The organism is Subtercola boreus (genome assembly GCF_006716115.1).
GTDB lineage: Bacteria > Actinomycetota > Actinomycetes > Actinomycetales > Microbacteriaceae > Subtercola > Subtercola boreus.
Window position 1 is genome coordinate 2,517,078 of sequence record NZ_VFOO01000001.1, and the last position, 19,458, is coordinate 2,536,535.

General features: G+C 68.0%; 16 protein-coding genes. 5 read left to right on the top strand and 11 right to left on the bottom strand.

The genetic code is table 11. The annotated features are described in order from the left end of the window. The first annotated feature begins 74 nt into the window (after window positions 1–74). The 3 genes from xylA to FB464_RS11695 all read left to right on the top strand — a co-directional run bounded on the left by xylA (window position 75) and on the right by FB464_RS11695 (window position 4,461). A complete protein-coding gene (xylA, locus tag FB464_RS11685) occupies window positions 75–1,265 on the top strand; it encodes a xylose isomerase (protein ID WP_116413708.1) in 1,191 nt (396 codons plus the stop codon). Window positions 1,266–1,267: 2 nt separating this feature from the next. Beyond that, window positions 1,268–2,878, top strand: coding sequence for an FGGY family carbohydrate kinase (locus FB464_RS11690; RefSeq protein WP_116413707.1), 1,611 nt, complete (start codon window positions 1,268–1,270; stop codon window positions 2,876–2,878). Between the two features lie 221 nt (window positions 2,879–3,099). Further along, a complete protein-coding gene (locus tag FB464_RS11695; protein WP_116413706.1) occupies window positions 3,100–4,461 on the top strand; it encodes a hypothetical protein in 1,362 nt (453 codons plus the stop codon). A 27-nt stretch (window positions 4,462–4,488) separates the two neighbouring features. On the opposite strand, the gene FB464_RS11700 is transcribed toward FB464_RS11695, so the two are convergent. The 8 genes from FB464_RS11700 to FB464_RS11735 form a co-directional block, all read right to left on the bottom strand. After that, entirely contained in the window at window positions 4,489–5,337 is an 849-nt protein-coding gene (locus FB464_RS11700) for a sulfurtransferase (RefSeq protein ID WP_425472414.1), read from the bottom strand. Next, the gene (locus tag FB464_RS11705) at window positions 5,334–6,506 is read right to left on the bottom strand and encodes a glycerate kinase (RefSeq protein ID WP_116413705.1); all 1,173 of its coding nucleotides are present in this window, start codon (window positions 6,504–6,506) and stop codon (window positions 5,334–5,336) included. Before FB464_RS11705 ends, FB464_RS11700 begins: the two co-directional genes overlap by 4 nt. A 311-nt stretch (window positions 6,507–6,817) precedes the next feature. Next, the gene (nrdF, locus tag FB464_RS11710) at window positions 6,818–7,792 is read right to left on the bottom strand and encodes a class 1b ribonucleoside-diphosphate reductase subunit beta (RefSeq protein WP_116413704.1); all 975 of its coding nucleotides are present in this window, start codon (window positions 7,790–7,792) and stop codon (window positions 6,818–6,820) included. Between the two features lie 50 nt (window positions 7,793–7,842). Continuing rightward, window positions 7,843–9,990 (bottom strand): class 1b ribonucleoside-diphosphate reductase subunit alpha, encoded by a 2,148-nt coding sequence (nrdE, locus tag FB464_RS11715; protein ID WP_281279768.1) that lies wholly within the window; start codon window positions 9,988–9,990, stop codon window positions 7,843–7,845. Beyond that, the gene (gene nrdI, locus FB464_RS11720; protein ID WP_116413702.1) at window positions 9,975–10,376 is read right to left on the bottom strand and encodes a class Ib ribonucleoside-diphosphate reductase assembly flavoprotein NrdI; all 402 of its coding nucleotides are present in this window, start codon (window positions 10,374–10,376) and stop codon (window positions 9,975–9,977) included. Before nrdI ends, nrdE begins: the two co-directional genes overlap by 16 nt. 10 nt (window positions 10,377–10,386) lie before the next feature. Next, window positions 10,387–10,620 carry a glutaredoxin-like protein NrdH gene (gene nrdH, locus FB464_RS11725; protein WP_104245233.1) on the bottom strand — a complete coding sequence of 78 codons (234 nt, stop codon included), beginning with the start codon at window positions 10,618–10,620 and terminating at the stop codon, window positions 10,387–10,389. A gap of 275 nt (window positions 10,621–10,895) precedes the next feature. After that, a complete protein-coding gene (locus tag FB464_RS11730) occupies window positions 10,896–12,281 on the bottom strand; it encodes an MFS transporter (RefSeq protein WP_246093037.1) in 1,386 nt (461 codons plus the stop codon). Window positions 12,282–12,312: 31 nt separating this feature from the next. Further along, window positions 12,313–13,041: a cyclase family protein gene (locus FB464_RS11735; protein WP_116413700.1), complete on the bottom strand. Its 729-nt coding sequence runs from the start codon at window positions 13,039–13,041 to the stop codon at window positions 12,313–12,315. 167 nt (window positions 13,042–13,208) lie between these two features. Here FB464_RS11735 and FB464_RS11740 point away from each other — a divergent pair, with 167 nt between their 5' ends. Together FB464_RS11740 and FB464_RS11745 are read left to right on the top strand one after the other, a co-directional pair. Then, on the top strand, window positions 13,209–14,144 hold the full coding sequence (locus FB464_RS11740; RefSeq protein ID WP_116413699.1) for an ROK family protein: 936 nt from the start codon (window positions 13,209–13,211) through the stop codon (window positions 14,142–14,144). Window positions 14,145–14,546: 402 nt separating this feature from the next. Beyond that, window positions 14,547–14,801 (top strand): hypothetical protein, encoded by a 255-nt coding sequence (locus FB464_RS11745; protein ID WP_116413698.1) that lies wholly within the window; start codon window positions 14,547–14,549, stop codon window positions 14,799–14,801. Window positions 14,802–14,894: 93 nt separating this feature from the next. Here the strand turns inward: FB464_RS11745 and FB464_RS11750 are convergent, their stop codons facing one another. The 3 genes from FB464_RS11750 to FB464_RS11760 form a co-directional block, all read right to left on the bottom strand. Then, a complete protein-coding gene (locus tag FB464_RS11750; RefSeq protein WP_116413697.1) occupies window positions 14,895–16,049 on the bottom strand; it encodes a cystathionine gamma-synthase in 1,155 nt (384 codons plus the stop codon). 93 nt (window positions 16,050–16,142) lie between these two features. Next, window positions 16,143–17,507, bottom strand: coding sequence for a cystathionine beta-synthase (locus FB464_RS11755; protein ID WP_116413696.1), 1,365 nt, complete (start codon window positions 17,505–17,507; stop codon window positions 16,143–16,145). 65 nt (window positions 17,508–17,572) lie between these two features. Continuing rightward, complete coding sequence (locus FB464_RS11760) at window positions 17,573–19,444, bottom strand: ABC transporter ATP-binding protein (RefSeq protein ID WP_116413695.1); 1,872 nt, start codon at window positions 19,442–19,444, stop codon at window positions 17,573–17,575. Between the last annotated feature and the right edge of the window lie 14 nt (window positions 19,445–19,458).

Here is a 19,458-nt window from a genome sequence, read left to right on the forward strand (position 1 = left end):
TGGTAACTTTTTATCACGGACGTCGACCGAACACCACGTCCGCCTCACCAACGATGCTGACTGGAGCACCCCTTATGTCCCTGACGCCCACCCGCGCTGACAAATTCTCTTTCGGACTCTGGACGATCGGCTACAACGGCTCCGACCCCTTCGGCGGCCCGACCCGGTCACACCTCGACGTCGTCGAGGCCGTCGAGCGCCTGAGTGAGCTCGGCGCCTACGGGCTCACGTTCCACGACGACGACCTGTTCGACTTCGGCTCGACCGACGCCGAGCGCCAGACCCAGATCGACCGATTGAAGGGCGCTCTCGCGAGCACCGGGCTCGAAGTGCCGATGGTCACCACGAACCTGTTCAGCGCGCCGGTCTTCAAAGACGGCGGTTTCACCTCGAACGACCGGGCCGTGCGCCGGTTCGCGCTCCGCAAGGTTTTGCGCAACCTCGACCTCGCCGCAGAGCTCGGCGCGAAGACGTTCGTCATGTGGGGCGGCCGTGAGGGCGCCGAGTACGACGCTGCGAAAGACATCCGCTCGGCGCTGGAACGTTACCGCGAGGCGGTGAACCTGCTGGGCGACTACGTCACCGACAAGGGCTACGACATCCGGTTCGCGATCGAGCCGAAGCCGAACGAGCCCCGCGGCGACATCCTGCTGCCGACGGTCGGCCACGCGATGGCGTTCATCCAGACCCTCGAGCGCCCCGAGCTCGTCGGCGTGAACCCCGAAGTCGGTCACGAGCAGATGGCCGGCCTGAACTTCGCCGCCGGCATCGCGCAGGCGCTCTACCAGGGCAAGCTCTTCCACATCGACCTCAACGGCCAGCGCGGCATCAAGTACGACCAGGACCTGGTGTTCGGCCACGGCGACCTCTACAACGCGTTCGCCCTGGTCGACCTGCTCGAGAACGGCTCGCCCGAAGGCGGCCCGGTCTACGACGGACCCCGCCACTTCGACTACAAGCCGTCGCGTACCGAAGACATCACGGGCGTCTGGGACTCGGCTGCGGCGAACATGCGCACCTACCTCCTGCTCAAGGAGCGGGCTGCGGCGTTCCGCGCCGACCCCGAGGTGCAGGAGGCCCTGGCCGCGTCCCGCGTGCCGGAACTGGCCGAGCCCACCCTCAACCCGGGTGAGACCTACACCGACCTCCTCGCCGACCGCAGCGCCTACGAGGACTTCGACCCGACGCCGTACTTCGACGGTAAGGGCTTCGGCTTCGTGCGCCTCAACCAGCTGGCGCTCGAGCACCTCACCGGCGCGCGCTGACCATGACGCTGGTCGCCGGGGTCGACTCGTCGACCCAGAGCTGCAAGATCGTCATCCGGGATGCCGAGACGGGCGCGTTCGTCCGAAGTGGGCGCGCCTCGCACCCCGACGGCACAGAGGTCGACCCGGCCGCGTGGTGGAACGCCCTTCTGGCGGCGATCCGTGACGCGGGCGGACTCGACGATGTCGCCGCGATCTCGATCGGCGGCCAGCAGCACGGCATGGTCGTTCTGGATGCCCGGGGCCGCGTCATCCGCGACGCCCTGCTCTGGAACGACACCCGGAGCGCCCAAGCCGCGATCGACCTGCTCGCCGAGGTCGGGGCCGATGGCCCCGACGGGTACGCCGCGCGCGTCGGCGCACTGCCGGTGGCCTCGTTCACCGCCACGAAACTGCGCTGGCTCCGCGATGCCGAACCCGCGAACGCGGAGCGCGTCGCCGCGGTCGCCCTGCCTCACGACTGGCTCACCTGGCGCCTGCTCGGCTACGGGCCGGCCGACGAGAGCCCGCTGGGCCCGGAGTTGGATGCCCTCGCCACCGATCGCTCGGATGCGAGCGGCACCTCGTACTGGAGCCCGGCGGCGGAAGCCTACGACCTCGACCTCTTCGAGCGGGCCCTCGGCCGTCCCGGGGTCGAGGCGGTCGGGGTGGCGGAGGCCGAGCTCGAGGAAGAACTGACCGAGGTGGTCGGTGAGGGCGGAACCAACTCCGACGCCGGCGATCCCGCACCCGGCGCGCCGGTCATCCTCCCTCGCGTCGTACCGACGGGACACATCGTCGGCACCACTGTGGCGCACGGCGGCGACGGGGCTTACGCCGACCCCGGGCATCCGGATACCACCGGGATCACGGGATCGATCCCCGCGGGCATCCTCGTGGGTGCGGGCATGGGCGACAACGCGGGTGCCGCACTCGGGCTCGACGCCCGGCCCGGCGACGTCGTGATCAGCATCGGAACCTCCGGCACCGCCTTCGCCGTCACCGATCATCCGGTCGCCGACCTGACCGGAACCGTGGCCGGCTTCGCCGATGCCGCCGGCGGTTACCTGCCGATCGTCGTGACACTGAACGCTGCACGGATCCTGTCTTCGATCAGCGAACTGCTGAGCGTCGACTACGACGAATTCGCCCGCCTCGCGCTGGCGGCGGCACCCGGGGCAGGAGGCGCCGTTCTCGTTCCCTACTTCGAAGGAGAGCGCACCCCCAACCTCCCCCACGCCACCGCCACGCTGGCCGGTCTCACGATCGCGTCGGCCAGTAGGGAGAACCTGGCGCGAGCCGCGATCGAAGGCATGCTCTGCGGTCTGGCCGACGGTGTCGGGGCGATCCGTTCACTGGGAGTCGAGACCGAGCGGCTGCTGCTTGTGGGCGGCGCGGCGCAGAACGCTGCCGTGCAGACGGTCGCGGCGCAGGTCTTCGACGTGCCGGTGTCGGTTCCGACACCGGGCGAGTACGTGGCCGACGGTGCCGCGCGCCAGGCCGCGTGGACGCTCACCGGTTCGCGGCCCACGTGGCCCGTGACCTTTGTCGCGGAACTCGCCGTCGACACTGTGCCGCAGATCAGTGAGCAGTACCGCCGGGCGCAGGCCCTCGGTTCGACCCCGCGCGCCTGACACGGGCGGCGGCGGCCGCGGTGCCGCCGCCGGGCCGTGGTGCCGCCGCCGGGCCGTGGTGCCGCCGCCGGGTTGGTGCGCAGCACTACGGCGGCGGCCGCGGTGCCGGGCCCCGGCGTCCACCCGTCGCCCTCCTCCCGCTCACCGAGCGTTCACCCCCGCGACACGCCTCGCTGTGACGATCGGATGCCCGCAGCATCCATCGACCGAAGAGGCCCCCCGTGACCCTGACCACCCGCGCCCGCCTCACGGGCACCCTGCTCTGCTCGGCCCTCGCCATCGCCCTCGTCGGCGCGGGCGCTCTCCCCGCGTCGGCTGCGACCCCCGTCTCCGACGGCGCGTACTACCTCTACGACTCCGGCACCGAGACCCGCTTCCCCGCGGGACACGTTGCGCTCTGGGACGACGACCTCGTCGCCTCCCCGAGCAGCCGCGACCCGCGCGCCCATTTCACCTGCGCCGCCGACGCCGAGAGCGTGCAGACGTTCATCAGTCCGGTCGGCACCGAGCGCACCCGGGCATCCTGGATCGCCTACGCCGACAGCGCCTTCTTCTTCGGCACCAAGGACGTGCTCGAACCGTCCGCGAATCTCGGCGCGCAAGTCCTGGGCTCTGCCGGCCAGGCCCGGGCCCGGGGTGGCGACTACAGCGTCGGACTGGCGTGCCTGAAGTTCAACGGCGTGCAGTTCGCGAGCGCAGGCCTCTGGTTCACGACAGTGCACGTCACCGCCGGCAGCGGTTCGTGGACCGCCGACCAGGCCCCCGACCCGCTCCTCCTCACCTCCCGGAACCCCACCGTCACCGGCTCGGCGGTTGTCGGCCAGACCCTCACGGGCAAGTCCGGCTCTTGGGGGCCCGCGCCCGTCACGCTCAGCTACCAGTGGAACCGCAACGACATTCCGATCACCGGCGCGACCAGCACCACCTACAAACTGGTGTCCGCCGATCTCGGCCGCGCCGTCTCCCTGACGGTTCGTGGCACGAAGTCGGGCTACGAAACCGCCACCACCACCAGCACAGCCACGAGCCCGGTGCTCGACCGGCTGACCGCGACGGCCACACCCACTATCGCCGGCACCACCACGGTGGGCTCGACCCTCACCGCCAAGACGGGCACCTGGTCGCCGTCACCCGTGACGTTCGCGTACCAGTGGAACCGCAACGGAGTGAAGATCTCCGGCGCGACGAAGTCGACTTACCTGCTCACCGCGGCGGATGCCCAGGCCGCCCTCACCGTCACGGTCACCGGCTCGAAGGCGGGGTACGGCTCCGTCGCGAAGACGAGTGCACCGACGGCCACCGTCGCCAAGGGCTCCCTCACGACGACCGTTCCGACGATCTCGGGTACGGCGAAGGTGGGCACGGTGCTGGCCGCAAAGCGAGGAACGTGGGGTCCCACGCCCATCACGTTCACCTACACCTGGAAGCGTTCCGGCACGGCGATCGCCGGCGCGACCGGTGCGACCTACACCCCGGTCGCCGCTGACGCCGGCAAGACCCTGATAGTGACCGTGACCGGCACCAAGTCGGGCTACGTCAGTGCGTCGAAGCAGAGCGCGGGCGTGATCGTTCTCGCGAAGTAGGCCGCGGGTCCCGCCGCGGCCGGCCGATCACGCTCCGGTGGCGGCGGGCCTCTCGGTGTTCGACCACGCCGACCACGAGCCCGGGAAGACGCGCGGCTCGAAGCCCGCGATCGTCAGCGCGACCGCGTCGGCGGCGGCCGTGACACCCGATCCGCAGTACACGCCCACCGGGGCATCCGCCTCGGCACCGACCGCCTCGAACCGCGCGCGGAGTTCCGCCGGGCCGAGGAACCGCCCATCGGGGCCGACATTTCCGGTTGCCGGAGCGTTGCGTGCCCCCGGGATGTGGCCGGCGCGCGGGTCGATGGGCTCGACCTCGCCGCGGAAGCGCTCGGGAGCCCGCGCATCGAGCAGCACTCCGTTCTGGCCGAGATCGGCTGCGGCGTCGATGTCGAGCCACGGGAGGGCGCCGTATTCGAGCGTCACGCCGCCGGGTTCGGCCGGCTGCGGTTCGCCGGATTCGAGCGCGAATCCCGCATCGACCCACGCACGGAGCGCCCCGTCGAGAAGGCGCACATCGGTGAGTCCGGCACTCTTCAGCAGCCACCACGCGCGGGCCGACGACAGATTGCTCAGGTCGTCATAGACCACGACGGTGTCTCCGTCATCGATCCCCCATGAACGTGCGGCGCTCTGCAGGTCGTCGATGACCGGCACCGGATGCCGGCCCTCCGCCTTATCGCCGTGCCGCGCCAATTCGGTGTCGAGGTCGACGTAGCGCGCTCCCGGTATGTGGCCCTCGAGGTAGAGCGGATGCCCGGGCGGGCCTCCGAGCTTCCAGCGCACGTCGAGCACCCGCACCCGGTCGCCGCCCTCGCCCGCAAGGAGCGCAGCCAGCTCGTGCGGGTCGACCAGCACGCCGTCGGAGGCCGTCACGACGTCGACGTCGACGTCTTCGCGCCGCCGTTCGCCAAAGCCCGCCCGGCAGCCCAGAGAAACGACACCGGATTCTCCATTGCAGCCCCCGGGCTCCCGGCGAGCTCACTGAGCGAGACCGAGGCCGCGAACTCCTCCGGATCGGCCTCGATACTGCCCGCGACCAGCAGCGGAAACGTCCCATGCTTCTCGGCGAGCCCGACGACGAACGACGGCACCTTCCCTGCGGCGGACTGGCTGTCGAACCGCCCCTCGCCCGTGATGACCACATCGGCCTCACGGATCTGCCGCTCCAGGCCGACAGCCGTCGCCACCGTCTCAGCTCCGCTCCGAATGACCGCTCCCCAGAGCGCCAGGCCGTACCCTGTTCCACCGGCGGCACCGGAGCCGGGTGCCTCGGGGTCGGCCAGGCGAGCGGCCTCCCTCGGCCGCGTGGTCACCGCCGTCTGCCCGACGATTCGGACCAGCCCGGCGAGCGACCGGTCGAGTGCGGCGACCTGGTGCATGTCCGCACCCTTCTGCGGGCCGAAGACCGCTGCGGCGCCGTCCACCGCGAGCAGGGGGTTGGTCACATCGGTGATGATCTCAGCGCCACCCTCGGGCAGCGCCCGCAGACCGCTGAAGTCGACGGTGACGAGGTCCGCGAGCCCCGCGCCGCCCGGCAGGATCGGGTTGCCCTGTGGGTCGAGGAACCGGGCGCCCAGGGCGGTCAGCGCGCCGACTCCGCCATCCGTGGAGGCGCTTCCGCCGATGGCGAGCAACAGCTTCTCGACGCCGTGGTCGAGCGCGGCGACGATGGCCTCGCCGAAACCGGAGGTCTGGGCATCCATCGGAGCAAGCGTCGACAGCAGCGTGATGCCGCTCGTGTTCGCGAGCTCGACAACGCCCGTTGTGCCGATGCTCTCCTCGCCGGGGATCAGCAGCCATTCGGCCTCGACCGGTTCACCGACGGGGCCGGTGACGGTGATCGGCATGCGCTTCGAGCCGGGAATGGCCAGCGCCAGCGCATCGATGGTGCCTTCGCCGCCGTCCGCCATCGGTGCCAGCACCACGGTGTCGCCCGGGCGAGCCTCGCTCCAGCCCCCACCGATCGCCGAGGCGACCTCGACCGCGGTCGCGCTTCCCTTGAACGAGTCGGGCGCGACGACAACCTGCAGCGTGGGGCTCATGTTCCCATCCTGCCCCACCCGGGCTCCCCGCCCCCAGCTTCGCCCGCGCACATTTCACGCGGAGCGCCCCACCACGTCACATCCCGGCGCGCTCCGAGTCCCGGCGACGCACTACATTCGGCGCAGCGCGCCTCCCGTCGACGCACGCCACCCGTCGCCGCACGAGTCCAGGCAACGCACTCCACCCGTCGCCGCACGCGTCCAGATGTGGCGCGCCCAGCCAGCCATCATCGACGCTGCGCTGCAGCAGCGGCGGCGCAGCCAAAAAACACAGTCCCCTTGGGACTTCTAGCGCGCCGCTGCGCGGCGCCCTAGAAGTCCCAGTCCTCGTCTTCCGTGTTCACGGCCTTGCCGATCACGTAGGAGGAACCCGATCCGCTGAAGAAGTCGTGGTTCTCGTCGGCGTTGGGTGACAGGGCCGACAGGATCGCCGGGTTCACGTCGGTGACGCTCTTCGGGAACATCGGCTCGTAGCCCAGGTTCATCAGCGCCTTGTTGGCGTTGTAGTGCAGGAACTTCTTGACGTCTTCGGTGAGCCCGACCTCGTCGTACAGGTCCTGCGTGTACTGAGTCTCGTTCTCGTAGAGGTCGTAGACGAGGGAGAACGTGTAGTCCTTGATCTCGTCGCGCTTGGCCTGGTCGACCTTCTCGAGCCCCTTCTGGAACTTGTAGCCGATGTAGTACCCGTGCACGGCCTCGTCGCGGATGATCAGGCGGATGAGGTCAGCCGTGTTCGTGAGCTTCGCCCGCGACGACCAGTACATCGGCAGGTAGAACCCTGAGTAGAAGAGGAACGACTCGAGGAGGGTCGACGCGACCTTCCGTTTGAGCGGATCGTTGCCGTGGTAGTCGTCGAGAACGATGTCTGCCTTCTTCTGCAGGTTCGGGTTCTCGGTCGACCAGCGGAACGCCTCGTCGATGTCCTTCGTGTTCGACAGCGTCGAGAAGATCGACGAGTACGACTTGGCGTGCACCGACTCCATGAACGCGATGTTCGTGTAGACCGCCTCTTCGTGCGGGGTCACGGCGTCGGGGATGAGCGAGACCGCGCCGACGGTGCCCTGGATCGTGTCGAGCAGGGTCAGCCCGGTGAACACCCGCATCGTCAGCTGCTGCTCAGCCGGTGTGAGCGTGTTCCACGACTGCACGTCGTTCGAGAGCGGAACCTTCTCGGGCAACCAGAAGTTGTTAACGAGGCGGTTCCACACCTCGACGTCTTTGTCGTCCTGGATCTTGTTCCAGTTGATCGCCTGCACGTGTCGGGCGAGCTTCAGTTGTTCAGGCACGGTCTTCTTTTCTACTCATTACAAACGAAAGGCGAACGGATGCTCGAACCTCACAAAGTGCAGCTGACACAGCCCTCTACCTCGGTGCCCTCCAGCGCCATCTGGCGCAGGCGGATGTAGTAGATCGTCTTGATGCCCTTGCGCCAGGCGTAGATCTGCGCCTTGTTGATGTCGCGGGTGGTGGCGGTGTCGCGGAAGAACAGCGTGAGCGAGAGACCCTGGTCGACGTGCTGCGTCGCGGCGGCGTACGTGTCGATGACCTTCTCGGCACCGATCTCGTAGGCGTCCTGGTAGTACTCCAGGTTGTCGTTCGTCAGGAACGGCGCGGGGTAGTAGACCCGGCCGATCTTGCCTTCCTTACGGATCTCGATCTTCGACGCGATCGGGTGGATGGATGCCGTCGAGTTGTTGATGTACGAGATCGAGCCGGTCGGGGGTACCGCCTGCAGGTTCTGGTTGTAGATGCCGTGCTCCATGACCGATGCCCGAAGCTCGGCCCAGTCGGCCTGCGTCGGGATGTGGATCGACGCGTTGTCGAACAGCGAAGCGACCTTGACGGTCGACGGGGTCCACGAGGCATCCGTGTACTTGTCGAAGAAGGAACCCGATGCGTAGGTCGAGTCGGCGAAACCGTCGAACACCTCGCCACGCTCGATCGCGATGCGGTTGGAAGCCCGCAGCGCGTGGAACAGCACCGTGTAGAAGTAGATGTTCGTGAAGTCGATGCCCTCTTCAGAGCCGTAGAAGACGCGCTCACGAGCGAGGTAGCCGTGCAGGTTCATCTGCCCGAGGCCGATGGCGTGCGACCGGTCGTTGCCCGACTCGATCGAGCGCACCGAGGTGATGTGGCTCTGGTTCGACACCGAGGTCAGGCCGCGGATGGCCGTCTCGACGGTGAGGCCGAAGTCGGGCGAGTCCATGGTCAGCGCGATGTTCAGCGACCCCAGGTTGCAGGAGATGTCCTTGCCGATGTTGTCGTATGACAGGTCTTCGTTGTAGGTCGTCGGCGTGTTGACCTGCAGGATCTCCGAGCAGAGGTTCGACATGTTGATGCGACCCTTGATCGGGTTCGCCTTGTTCACGGTGTCTTCGTACATGATGTACGGGTAACCGGACTCGAACTGGATCTCGGCAAGTGTCTGGAAGAACTCGCGCGCCTTGATCTTGGTCTTGTGGATGCGCGGGTCGTCGACCATCGCACGGTACTCCTCAGACACCGAGATGTCGCCGAAGGGTACGCCGTAGACGCGCTCGACGTCGTAGGGCGAGAACAGGTACATGTCCTCGTCGTTCTTGGCGAGTTCGAACGTGATGTCGGGCACCACGACGCCGAGCGAGAGCGTCTTGATGCGGATCTTCTCGTCCGCGTTCTCCCGCTTCGTGTCGAGGAAGCGCATGATGTCGGGGTGGTGAGCCGAGAGGTACACCGCACCCGCACCCTGGCGGGCACCGAGCTGGTTGGCGTAGCTGAAGGAGTCTTCGAGCAGCTTCATGACGGGGATGATGCCCGACGACTGGTTCTCGATCTGCTTGATGGGCGCACCCGATTCACGGATGTTCGACAGCAGCAGCGCGACACCGCCGCCGCGCTTGGAGAGCTGCAGCGACGAGTTGATGGCGCGGGAGATCGACTCCATGTTGTCTTCGATGCGCAGCAGGAAGCACGAGACGAGCTCCCCGCGCTGGGCCTTGCCCGTGTTGAGGAACGTCGGTGTCGCCGGCTGGAACCGGCCGCCGATGATCTCCTCGACGAGGTTGATCGCAAGCGCCTCGTCACCGTCGGCGAGGCCGAGGGCGGTCATGACCACGCGGTCCTCGAAACGCTCGAGGTAGCGCTTGCCGTCGAACGTCTTCAGCGTGTACGAGGTGTAGTACTTGAATGCACCGAGGAACGTCTCGAAACGGAACTTCTTCGAGTAGGCGAGGTCGTTGAGCTTCTGGATGAACTCGAACGAGTAGCTCTCGATGAGGGCACCCTCGTAGTACTCCTTCTCGACCAGGTAGTCGAGGCGCTCACGCAGGTTGTGGAAGAAGACGGTGTTCTGGTTGACATGCTGCAGGAAGTACTGCTTCGCCGCCTCTTTGTCTTTGTCGAACTGGATGTTGCCGTCGGTGTCGTAGAGGTTCAGCATCGCGTTCAGCGAGTGGTAGTCGAGCCCCGTCGCCGCACTCGGCGCCTCGATCAGTGTGCTTTCCAAAATTCTTCCAATCCTGTTGTGACGGCCTCGACATCGTCGGGCGTACCGAATACTTCAAAGCGGTAGAGGGCGGGCACTTTGCACTTCGCAGCGATGATGTCGCCGGCGAGGCCATAGCCTTCCCCGAAATTCGTGTTGCCTGCAGCGATCACGCCTCTGATCAACGACCTGTTGTGCGCATCGTTCAGAAAGTGGATGACTTGCTTGGGTACTGCTCCCCCGGATGTTCCGCCGCCGTACGTCGGCAGCACGAGAACGTAGGGCTCGTCGACCCGGAGCGCCGGATCTTTTGCATAGAGAGGGATTCGGTGAGCGGGTTTCCCCAGCCGCTCAATGAATCGGTGGGTGTTGCCTGAGACGCTCGAGAAATAGACGAGGTCTGCCATAGGAAACGGGTCAGGCCACGCGCGCAGCGAGTTCGGCGATCTTGTCGGGGCGGAATCCCGACCAGTGGTCGTCGTCGGTGATGACGACGGGAGCCTGGAGGTACCCCAGTTCCTTGACGGCTGCGAGCGCCTTCTCATCGACCGACACGTCGAAGATCTCGTACTCGAGACCCTTGTTCTCGAGGGCGCGGTAGGTGGCGGTGCACTGGACGCAGGAGGGCTTCGTGTAGACCGTGATTGCCATGGGGAGCGCCTTTCTCTTCAAACTCTGTGGTCGGGAGTACAACACTACATCTAGTTGTCAGCTTCAGAACAGACCCCTAGATGAAGTAGTTACACGCGTGTAATTATCCACAGGTTGTGCGGAGTTTCCACACCTTCTCAACACCCTGAGTGCACAGGCCATTCCGCGGATTCAGGCCTGTCGCGAGCGTTCTGTGGATAACCGCGACCCGTTGGTCTGAGGATAACTTCGACCACCGACATCCGAGCCGCCCGGCGTGTCGCGGCCAGCCCCGATCAGGAGCGTGCGCGACCGCTCACAGCGAGCGCCACAAGCGCGAGAACGGCAGCCAGCAGAAAGCACTCGGTGAACGAGAATGCGCTGACAGCTCCCGCCGTGGCGAAGATCGCCGCCGTCAGAGCGAGCGACGACGCGGCACCGATCGAGTCGGAGATCGCCAGCGCCGAAGAGTTGAAACCCTGGCTCGTGACGCTCGAGAGTCGCAGCATGGCCACCGAGAGCCGAGGGTACATCGCGCCCATGCCCGCCCCCGCGAACAGCCAGCCCACGATCGCCAGCACCGGGGAGAGAGCGAAGACCGAACACGCGAGCACCACAGCCAGAGCGAACAGCACCAGCAGGATGCCCGCCCGGATGCTCGAAACATCGCTGATGCGATCGGAGTACCTGCCCTGCAACCAGGATGCCCCAGCCCACGAGAGCCCCGCGAACGACAGCGCGAGCCCCGCCAGAGCCGGTGTCAGCTGATACTGGCTCGTGAAGAAATAGGGCAGGTACGTCTCCGCCGCGAAGTACGCCCCCGACACGAGTCCACGCAGCAGGATGACCGTCGGGAGTCCCCGGCGAGCCAGCAGGGCGCCCGGAGGGAGCAGCGTGCGGAGCGAGACGACGGCGACCACGATCGCGGCCAGCGCGAGCATCCAGACGACCGTGCCATTCAGTCGGTCGGCGAGCTGCCCCGACAGGCTGGCAACCAGCACCGCGCCTGCCGCCACGACCGACCAGACGATGCGCGAGAGCTTCCACGGTTCGCCGGTGGTCACCGCCTCGAAGCCGCGCATGACCGGAACGACCATCCCCATCGCAAGGACCACCAGCACCACCACGCCGAGGAACACCCAGCGCCACCCCACGGTCTCTGCCACCAGACCGGCGACGAGCGGCCCGACGAGGGAGGGAATGACCCAGGCGGCGGCGAACGCGGCGAAGACCTTGGGGTGCAGCCGCTCGGGGAACACCCGGGCGACCAGCACGAACAGCGCGACCGTGAGCCCGCCGCCGCCGAGCCCGGAGACCAGCCTGCCGAAAACGAGGAGCTCCATGTTCGTCGCGAGCCCGGCGACCAGCAGCCCGCCGGCGAAGAAGATCACCGAGGCGAAGAGTGGGCGACGGGGGCCGGTGCGGTCCGACCAGTTTCCGGCCACGACCATGCCCACGACACCGACGGCGAGCGGGCCGGAGAACGCCAGCGCGTAGAGCGATCCCCCGTCGAACTCGGCGCTGATCGTCGGCATCACGGTCGTGACGGCGAGCGCCTCGAACGCCGAGAGCAGGATCATCGCGAGCATCCCGACGGTCACCCAGCGATACGGTCGCCCGAGGATGCCCGCACCCGAGTCGCTCGGCCGGGCATCCTGACCCGTCGCTGACCCTGTGCTCACTTCACAAGAGTACGTCGAGCGACCGACAGGCTCAGCGTGCGGCGTCGACCGTCGCGAACGCCCGCACCGGGAACGTGCCGAACCCGGCCACCTTCGGCGGAACCGCCGTGAAGCGGGCCCCGCGGAACGGCAGCGAGCCGAGGTTCGTGAGGTGCTCGACGACGTGGATGCCCGCATCCAGCAGCAGCGTGTGCGCGGGACGCTCGCCGCCCGATTCGGTGTCGTCGATGTTGAGCGAGTCGATTCCGACCAGCGCGACCTCGCGTTCGACCAGCAGGCGCGCGCCGTCCTCTGTCAGGAACGGCGCCCCGCTGGCGTAGGACGGGGTGCCGAACAGCGCGTCCCAGCCCGTCGAGAGAAGCACGGCAGCGCCGCGCAGGTCTTCGGAGCCGAACGCGTCGGCGGTGATGCCACGGCCGTCGAAACCCGGTTCGGACTGGTCTTCGGGCGAGGGCCCGTCGGTCTCGTCGCCAGCAATCCCGGGAAATGAGAACACAACCGCGGGCAGCTCGGCGAGGGTCTCGAGGCTGAGGGTCGAGAGATCGCCGCCGTCGGCGTACCGGTGGAACGGGCTGTCGAGGTAGGTGCCCGTGTTGCCGATCATCGTGATGATGTCCATTGCGAACTCGGTGCCGGGCGCGTACATCGTCTTCGAGCGCTCACGGGTGAGGTGCGGGGTGAACACCGGCGCCGGCAGGCCGGGGTAGGTGACGAGACCCTCGGTGATCGTGTGGCTGAGGTCGACGAAACGGCGGCTCATGCGGGGCCTTCCTTGTTGGCGGGGGCGTCGTCCCGGCACGGCTCGCTGAAGGCCACGCGGGATGCGACATGACCAGAATGGCACGCCGGCCGCAATCGCGGGAATGGCAGAGATGACATGCTGTGGATGATTCCTGCCACTCTTCTCGCAGCCGGTAGAGTCGAGGCGTGACCGACGACGCTCCCTCTCCGCTCGCCAACGTCGCCGACATCGGCGGCAGCCACATCACCGCCGCTGTCGTCGGGATGTCCGGCGGCACCGCCCGTGTGATCAGCTCGGCCGGAGCCGACACCGACCCGCACGGGGCGGGCGACGAGATCCTCGACCTGTGGGCGTCCGCATGCCTCGCCGCCGTCGCCGGAGCAGGCTCGGAATCAGGCGCGCGCGCCGATGCGACCTGGGCGATCGCCATGCCCGACCCCTTCGACTACGAACGCGGAACAGGCACCTTCGACAACGTCGGAAAGTTCGAGAACCTCTCGGGGGTCGACATCCGCGGCGAGCTCGCAGCGCGTCTCGGCGCCGAACCCTCGGCCGTGCGATTCCTGCACGACGCAAGCGCGTACGGCATCGGCGAGTGGATGTTCGGGGCGGCCTCCGGCCACGATCGCGCCGTCTGCATCACCCTCGGCACCGGCGTCGGCAGCACCTTCCTCGACCACGGCACCCCCGTCAAGCACCGTGCAGACGTGCCGACGAACGGCACGGTGCACCTGCTCGAGGTCGACGGTGGACCGCTGGAGGACACCGTCTCCACCCGCGCGATCGTCGCCGCGTTCGCCCGGTCGACCGGCGAAACGACGACCGTCAAGGACATAGCCGGGCGCGTGCGCTCCGGCGACACGGCGGCCGCGGCGGTGCTCGGCCACGCCTCGAACGCCCTGGGGCGCTGCCTCGGCCCCTGGCTGGCCGCCTTCGAGGCGACCGTCATGGTCGCGGGCGGCTCCATCTCACGCTCCTGGGACCTGTTCGAGCCCGGCTTCCGCGCCGGCGTCGCCGAGGCCGACCCCGCCTACGCCCGCACGCTGGAGCTCGCCGCGTCGCGGCTGCTCGACGAGGCCCCCCTGCTCGGCGCGGCGGCCTGGCTCACCCGCCCCGCCTGACCCCCGCCCGCCGCGCCCGCCCCGCCCGCCGCCCGCCCGCCTGCGCCACCCGCCTCCCCTGTCGGCTGACTCCACGCGCGGCGGCGTCCACCCGCGCCGCGCGCCACCCGCGCCGGGTACCCCGCCGCGCGCCACCCCTCACGCCACCCGCCGCCCCCCGCGGCTCACCTCCGTTCGCGCCCCGTTTTGTCGCTTCCGCGGCTGCGCGCGCACGCGCGGATGCGACAAAGGGGCGCGGATGCGGATCCGTGCTGGCGCGCGAGGGGCGACCCGGGGGCGCGCAAGGGGGACGGGCCGGGGCGCCAGGGGACGGCGCGGCGCGCGGGGTGCGAGCGCGCGCGGGGGTTGCCTGACGCCGCCGCCCGCCCTACCGTGGAGTACCCCCCACAAAGGAGACACACCATGGGCGACATCCCCGGCTTCCTCGCAAGCGAGTTCCCCGACGACGCACGCCACGTGCCCGGCCAGGAGGCCTTCACGGCGCGGAAGCAGGCCGAGGAGGAAGAGGAACAGGCCGCCGACGGCACCGCCGATCCGGTCGACGAGAAGCAGATCTTCTACAAGCAGGACGAGTCGCACCTCGAGGACGAGGCCTCCGACACCGAGTCCACCGGCCGGAACGCCGACGAGTCGACCTACGGCGAAGCCGACCTCTGAGCATCAGCCCCCGCCAGGTGACGATCTGTCTCTGCGACGACGAGGTGCCGGGCAGAACTGCCGGGCGCCCGGCTTACCCAGGCGCCCGCGACCTCAGCGCCGGGGCAGTGCCCGGTCGAGGTCGTCGATCAGGTCATCCACGTTCTCGATGCCGACGGACAGCCGGATGATGTTGTCGGGCACTTCGAGCGCGGTTCCCTTGACCGAGGCGTGCGTCATCTCGCTCGGGTAGCCGATCAGCGATTCGACCCCGCCGAGCGACTCGGCGAGCTGGAAGACCTTCGTCGACTCGGCGAACTTGCGCGCCGCCTTCGGGCCCGCCTTCAGCCCGAGCGAGATCATGCCGCCGAAGCCCGACATCTGGGTCTTCGCGAGCTCGTGGCCCGGGTGGGACTCGAGGCCCGGGTAGTAGATGCGGTCGAGGGCCGGATGCCCGACCAGGTGTTCGGCGATGGCCTGCGCATTGGCACTGTGCCTGTCCATCCGCACCGCGAGCGTCTTGATTCCGCGCACCGTCAGCCAGGCATCCATCGGCCCTGACACGGCTCCGGCGGCGAACTGCTGGAAGCCGACCTTCGACGCCAGCTCCGCGTCGTTCAGCACCACGGCTCCGCCCAGCACGTCGGAGTGGCCGCCGAGGTACTTCGTGGTCGAATGCACGACCACATCGGCTGCGAGGGAGAGCGGCTTCTGCAGGTACGGCGAGGCGAAGGTGTTGTCGACCACGACGATCGCGCCGGCTGCGTGGCCGATCTCGGCGAGCTCACCGATGTCGCTGATCTTCATCAGCGGGTTGCTCGGCGTCTCGAGCCAGAGGATCTTCGTCTTTCCGGGCACCACCGCCTTCTGCACGGCGTGAAGGTCCATCATCTCGACGGTGTCGTTCAGGATGCCCGACTTCGAGTGGATCTTGTCGATCAGTCGGTGCGTTCCCCCGTAGACGTCGTTGCCGAGCACCACGTGGTCACCGGGTTCGAGCGCCGCCCTCAGCAGGGCATCCTCGGCAGCAAGGCCGGACGAGAACGAGAAGGCGTGCTTTCCGCCTTCGAGCGCAGCGAGCAGAGTCTCCAGCGACGTGCGCGTGGGATTGCCGCCGCGGGCGTACTCGTAGCCGCCGCGGAAGCCGCCGATCCCGTCCTGCACGAACGTGGATGTCTGGTAGATCGGCGGGATGATGGACCCGGTACTGGGGTCGAACTCCTGCCCGGCGTGGATGGCGGTGGTCTCGAAGTGCTGTTTGCGTGGCATGCGGTTCCTAACGCTCGATGGAGCGCGATTATTCGGCGGGGCTCAGGGTTCGGTCAGGCTCGGGTGGTGGCCCGGCTCGGTCGGCGGTCGCTTTCAGGCACTCAGGAAGGTGAGCAGGTCCTGGCGGGTGATCACGGCGACCGGCTTTCCCTCATCCGTCACCATGAGGGCCGGCGCCGAGCCGAGGAACTGGCGCGCCGAGGCGACGGACTCGTTGATGCCGATCAGCGGGAACGACGCGCCCTGGAAGGTACCGACCTTGTCGCCCATCGACGCCTTGCCGCTGAAGAGGTGCTCGAGCAGCGCCTCCTCGTTCAGGGAACCGACGACCTCGCCCATCACAACGGGTGGTTCGGCGCTCAGCACCGGCATCTGCGAAACCCCGTAGGTCTTCATGATCTCGATGGCGTCGTGCACGGTGTCGGACGGATGCGCGTGCACGAGCGCGGGCAGGGAGCCGTCTTTCGCGCCGATCAGGTCGCGCACGGTGCTCTCGCTCGACTCGTCGGTGAACCCGTAGGAGCGCATCCACTTGTCGTTGAAGATCTTGCCGAGGTAGCCCCGGCCGCCGTCGGGCAGCAGCACGACGACCACCGCGTCAGCGGGCAGGTCGCGGGCCGCCTTGAGCGCGACGGAGACCGCCAGCCCGCTCGACCCGCCGACGAGCAGGCCCTCTTCGCGCGCGAGGCGGCGGGTCAGCTCGAACGACTCGGCGTCGCTGGAGGCGATGATCGTGTCCACGACGCTCGGGTCGTAGGCGGTCGGCCAGAAGTCCTCGCCGACACCCTCGGTGAGGTAGGGCCGGCCGGTGCCGCCCGAGTAGACCGAACCCTCGGGGTCGGCGCCGATGATCTGCACGCGGCCGCCTGAGACCTCCTTGAGATACTTTCCGACTCCGCTGATGGTCCCGCCGGTTCCGACGCCCGCGACAAAGTGTGTCACGGCGCCTTCCGTGTCGCGCCAGATCTCGGGACCCGTGGTCTCGTAGTGGCTCAGCGGACCATTCGGGTTGGAGTACTGGTTCGGCTTGAACGCGCCGGGGATCTCACGCGCCAGCCGGTCGCTCACCGAGTAGTAGGACTCGGGGTCTTCGGGCGCGACAGCCGTCGGCGTGACGACGATCTCGGCGCCGTAGGCCAGGAGAACGTTGCGCTTGTCTTCGCCCACCTTGTCGGGCAGCACGAAGACGCAGCGGTACCCGCGCTGCTGCGCGACGAGCGCCAGGCCGATTCCGGTGTTGCCGGAGGTGGGCTCCACGATGGTTCCGCCGGGCTTCAGGAGCCCCTCGCGTTCGGCCGCATCGATGATGCGTGTGGCGATGCGGTCTTTCGACGAACCGCCGGGGTTCAGATATTCGACCTTCGCGAGCACCGTTGCCGCGATGCCGTCTGTGACCTTGTTGAGGCGCACCAGCGGCGTGTTTCCGACCAGGTCGAGGACTGTCTCTGCGTATTTCACCCGTTCAACCTACCAGCGCCGTCTGACCTGTTACCGGGCCCTGTTCCTCGCCCCCCGCACCGCGCTCAGAACGACCCCGCCGAGACCTGCTCGCTGTACAGGTTCGAGTAGGCGCCGCCCCGGGCCAGGAGGTCGGCGTGCGTGCCGTGCTCCACGATCACCCCGTCTTCGACAACGAAGATGACGTCGGCCTTCACGACGGTCGACAGCCGGTGCGCGATGGCGATCGTCGTGCGGCCCCGAGAGGCCGTGTCGAGGGCGTTCTGCACCACCCGTTCCGAGATGGAGTCGAGGGCGCTGGTCGCCTCGTCGAGGATGAGCACGGCCGGGTTCTTCAGCAGAACGCGCGCGATCGCGATGCGCTGCTTCTCCCCGCCCGACAACCGGTAGCCCCGCTCGCCGACCATCGTCTCGTAGCCGTCGTCGAAACTCATGATGCGGTCGTGGATGTTCGCCAGCACCGCCGCGGCCTCCAACTCCTGCTGGGTGGCCGTGGGCTTCGCGTACCGGAGGTTCTCGGCGATCGTCGCATGGAAGAGGTAGGTCTCCTGGCTCACGATGCCGAGATGCGCGATCAGGGACTCCTGCGTCAGGTCGCGCACGTCGGTGCCGTCGAAGAGCACCCGCCCTGCGGTCGCCTCGTAGAACCGCGGGATGAGGTAGGACACGGTGGTCTTCCCCGCCCCCGACGGGCCGACGAAGGCCGCGAACTGCCCGGGCCGGATGTCGAAGGAGACGCCGCCGAGCGTCGGCCGCGACTCGGGCGAGGCGTCGGCGTACCGGAAGACGACATCGTCGAACTGCACGCGCCCTGCCACGCGGGCGTCGGGAAGCGCGAGCGCGCCGGGCCGGTCGGCGATGGAGGGCTTCAGGTCGAGGTATTCGAAGATGCGCGCGAACAGCGCACCGGAGGTCTGCAGGTCGAGCGCGACCCGCAGCAGCCCCAGCAGCGGGAACAGCAGCCGCGCCTGCACCGTCGTGAAGGCGACGATCGTTCCCGCCGTGATGTCGGTGGCCCCGTTCCCGAGCAGGAAGCCGGCGGCGAGGTACACGATGGCCGGGATGCTCGAGAGGAAGATGCTCACCATCGCGAAGAACCACTGGCCGCTCATCTGCTGGCGCACCTGCAGGAAGACCTGGTTGTCGTTCTCGGCCGAGTACCGCCCGATCTCGGCCTGCTGCTGGTTGAAGCTCTTCGCCAGCAGGATGCCGGAGACGCTCAGCGTCTCCTGGGTGATCGCCGTCATGTCGCTCAGCGACTCCTGCGTCTTGGTGGCGATGCGGGCCCGCACCTGGCCCACCCGTCGCTGAGCGATGACGAGGATCGGCATCAGCACGACCGCGATGATCGTCAGCTGCCAGTTGAGCAGGATCAGTGCGACGAACGCGGCGATGACGGTCACGGTGTTGCCGAGCACGCTCGAGATGGTGTTGGTGAGAACGGCAGCGACACCGCCCACATCGTTCTGCAGGCGCGACTGGATGACACCGGTCTTGGTCTTGGTGAAGAAGCTCAGCTCCATACGCTGCAGGTGGGTGAAGAGCCGCACCCGCATCGAACCCATCACCCGGTTGCCGACCGTCGCCGTGAGGTAGGCCTGCCAGACCCCGATCAGGCTCGTTGCGACGTAGAGCACGATCATCAGCCCGACGATCTCGGCGAGTACGGGCACGTTCGGGCCCGAACCCGGCGGGAAGAGACCGCGGTCGAACGCCTGCTGAGTGAGGAGCGGCGGGATCACAGAGAGGGCGGCGGACACCAGCACGAGGATGACCGTCAGGATGATCGGCCGCCGGTAGGGCCGGAACAGGTCCACGATGCGCCCGAACAGGTTCTCGACCTTCGGCGCGTCGGCGTTGCGAGCGCGCTGCGCGTCGGCATCACCGCCACCCATCATCGGGCGACCGCCCCCACCTCGTGCTCCTACACCGCTCATGTTCCCACTGTACG

Excerpts from the sequence above, each read along its gene's own strand:
- FB464_RS11705 (WP_116413705.1), bottom strand. The coding sequence starts at position 6,506 with ATGAGCCCCACGCTGCAGGTTGTCGTCGCGCCCGACTCGTTCAAGGGA.
- FB464_RS11750 (WP_116413697.1), bottom strand. The coding sequence starts at position 16,049 with ATGCCACGCAAACAGCACTTCGAGACCACCGCCATCCACGCCGGGCAG.
- FB464_RS11735 (WP_116413700.1), bottom strand. The coding sequence starts at position 13,041 with ATGAGCCGCCGTTTCGTCGACCTCAGCCACACGATCACCGAGGGTCTC.
- nrdI (WP_116413702.1), bottom strand. The coding sequence starts at position 10,376 with ATGGCAGACCTCGTCTATTTCTCGAGCGTCTCAGGCAACACCCACCGA.
- FB464_RS11760 (WP_116413695.1), bottom strand. The coding sequence starts at position 19,444 with ATGAGCGGTGTAGGAGCACGAGGTGGGGGCGGTCGCCCGATGATGGGT.
- FB464_RS11690 (WP_116413707.1), top strand. The coding sequence starts at position 1,268 with ATGACGCTGGTCGCCGGGGTCGACTCGTCGACCCAGAGCTGCAAGATC.
- xylA (WP_116413708.1), top strand. The coding sequence starts at position 75 with ATGTCCCTGACGCCCACCCGCGCTGACAAATTCTCTTTCGGACTCTGG.
- nrdH (WP_104245233.1), bottom strand. The coding sequence starts at position 10,620 with ATGGCAATCACGGTCTACACGAAGCCCTCCTGCGTCCAGTGCACCGCC.
- FB464_RS11745 (WP_116413698.1), top strand. The coding sequence starts at position 14,547 with ATGGGCGACATCCCCGGCTTCCTCGCAAGCGAGTTCCCCGACGACGCA.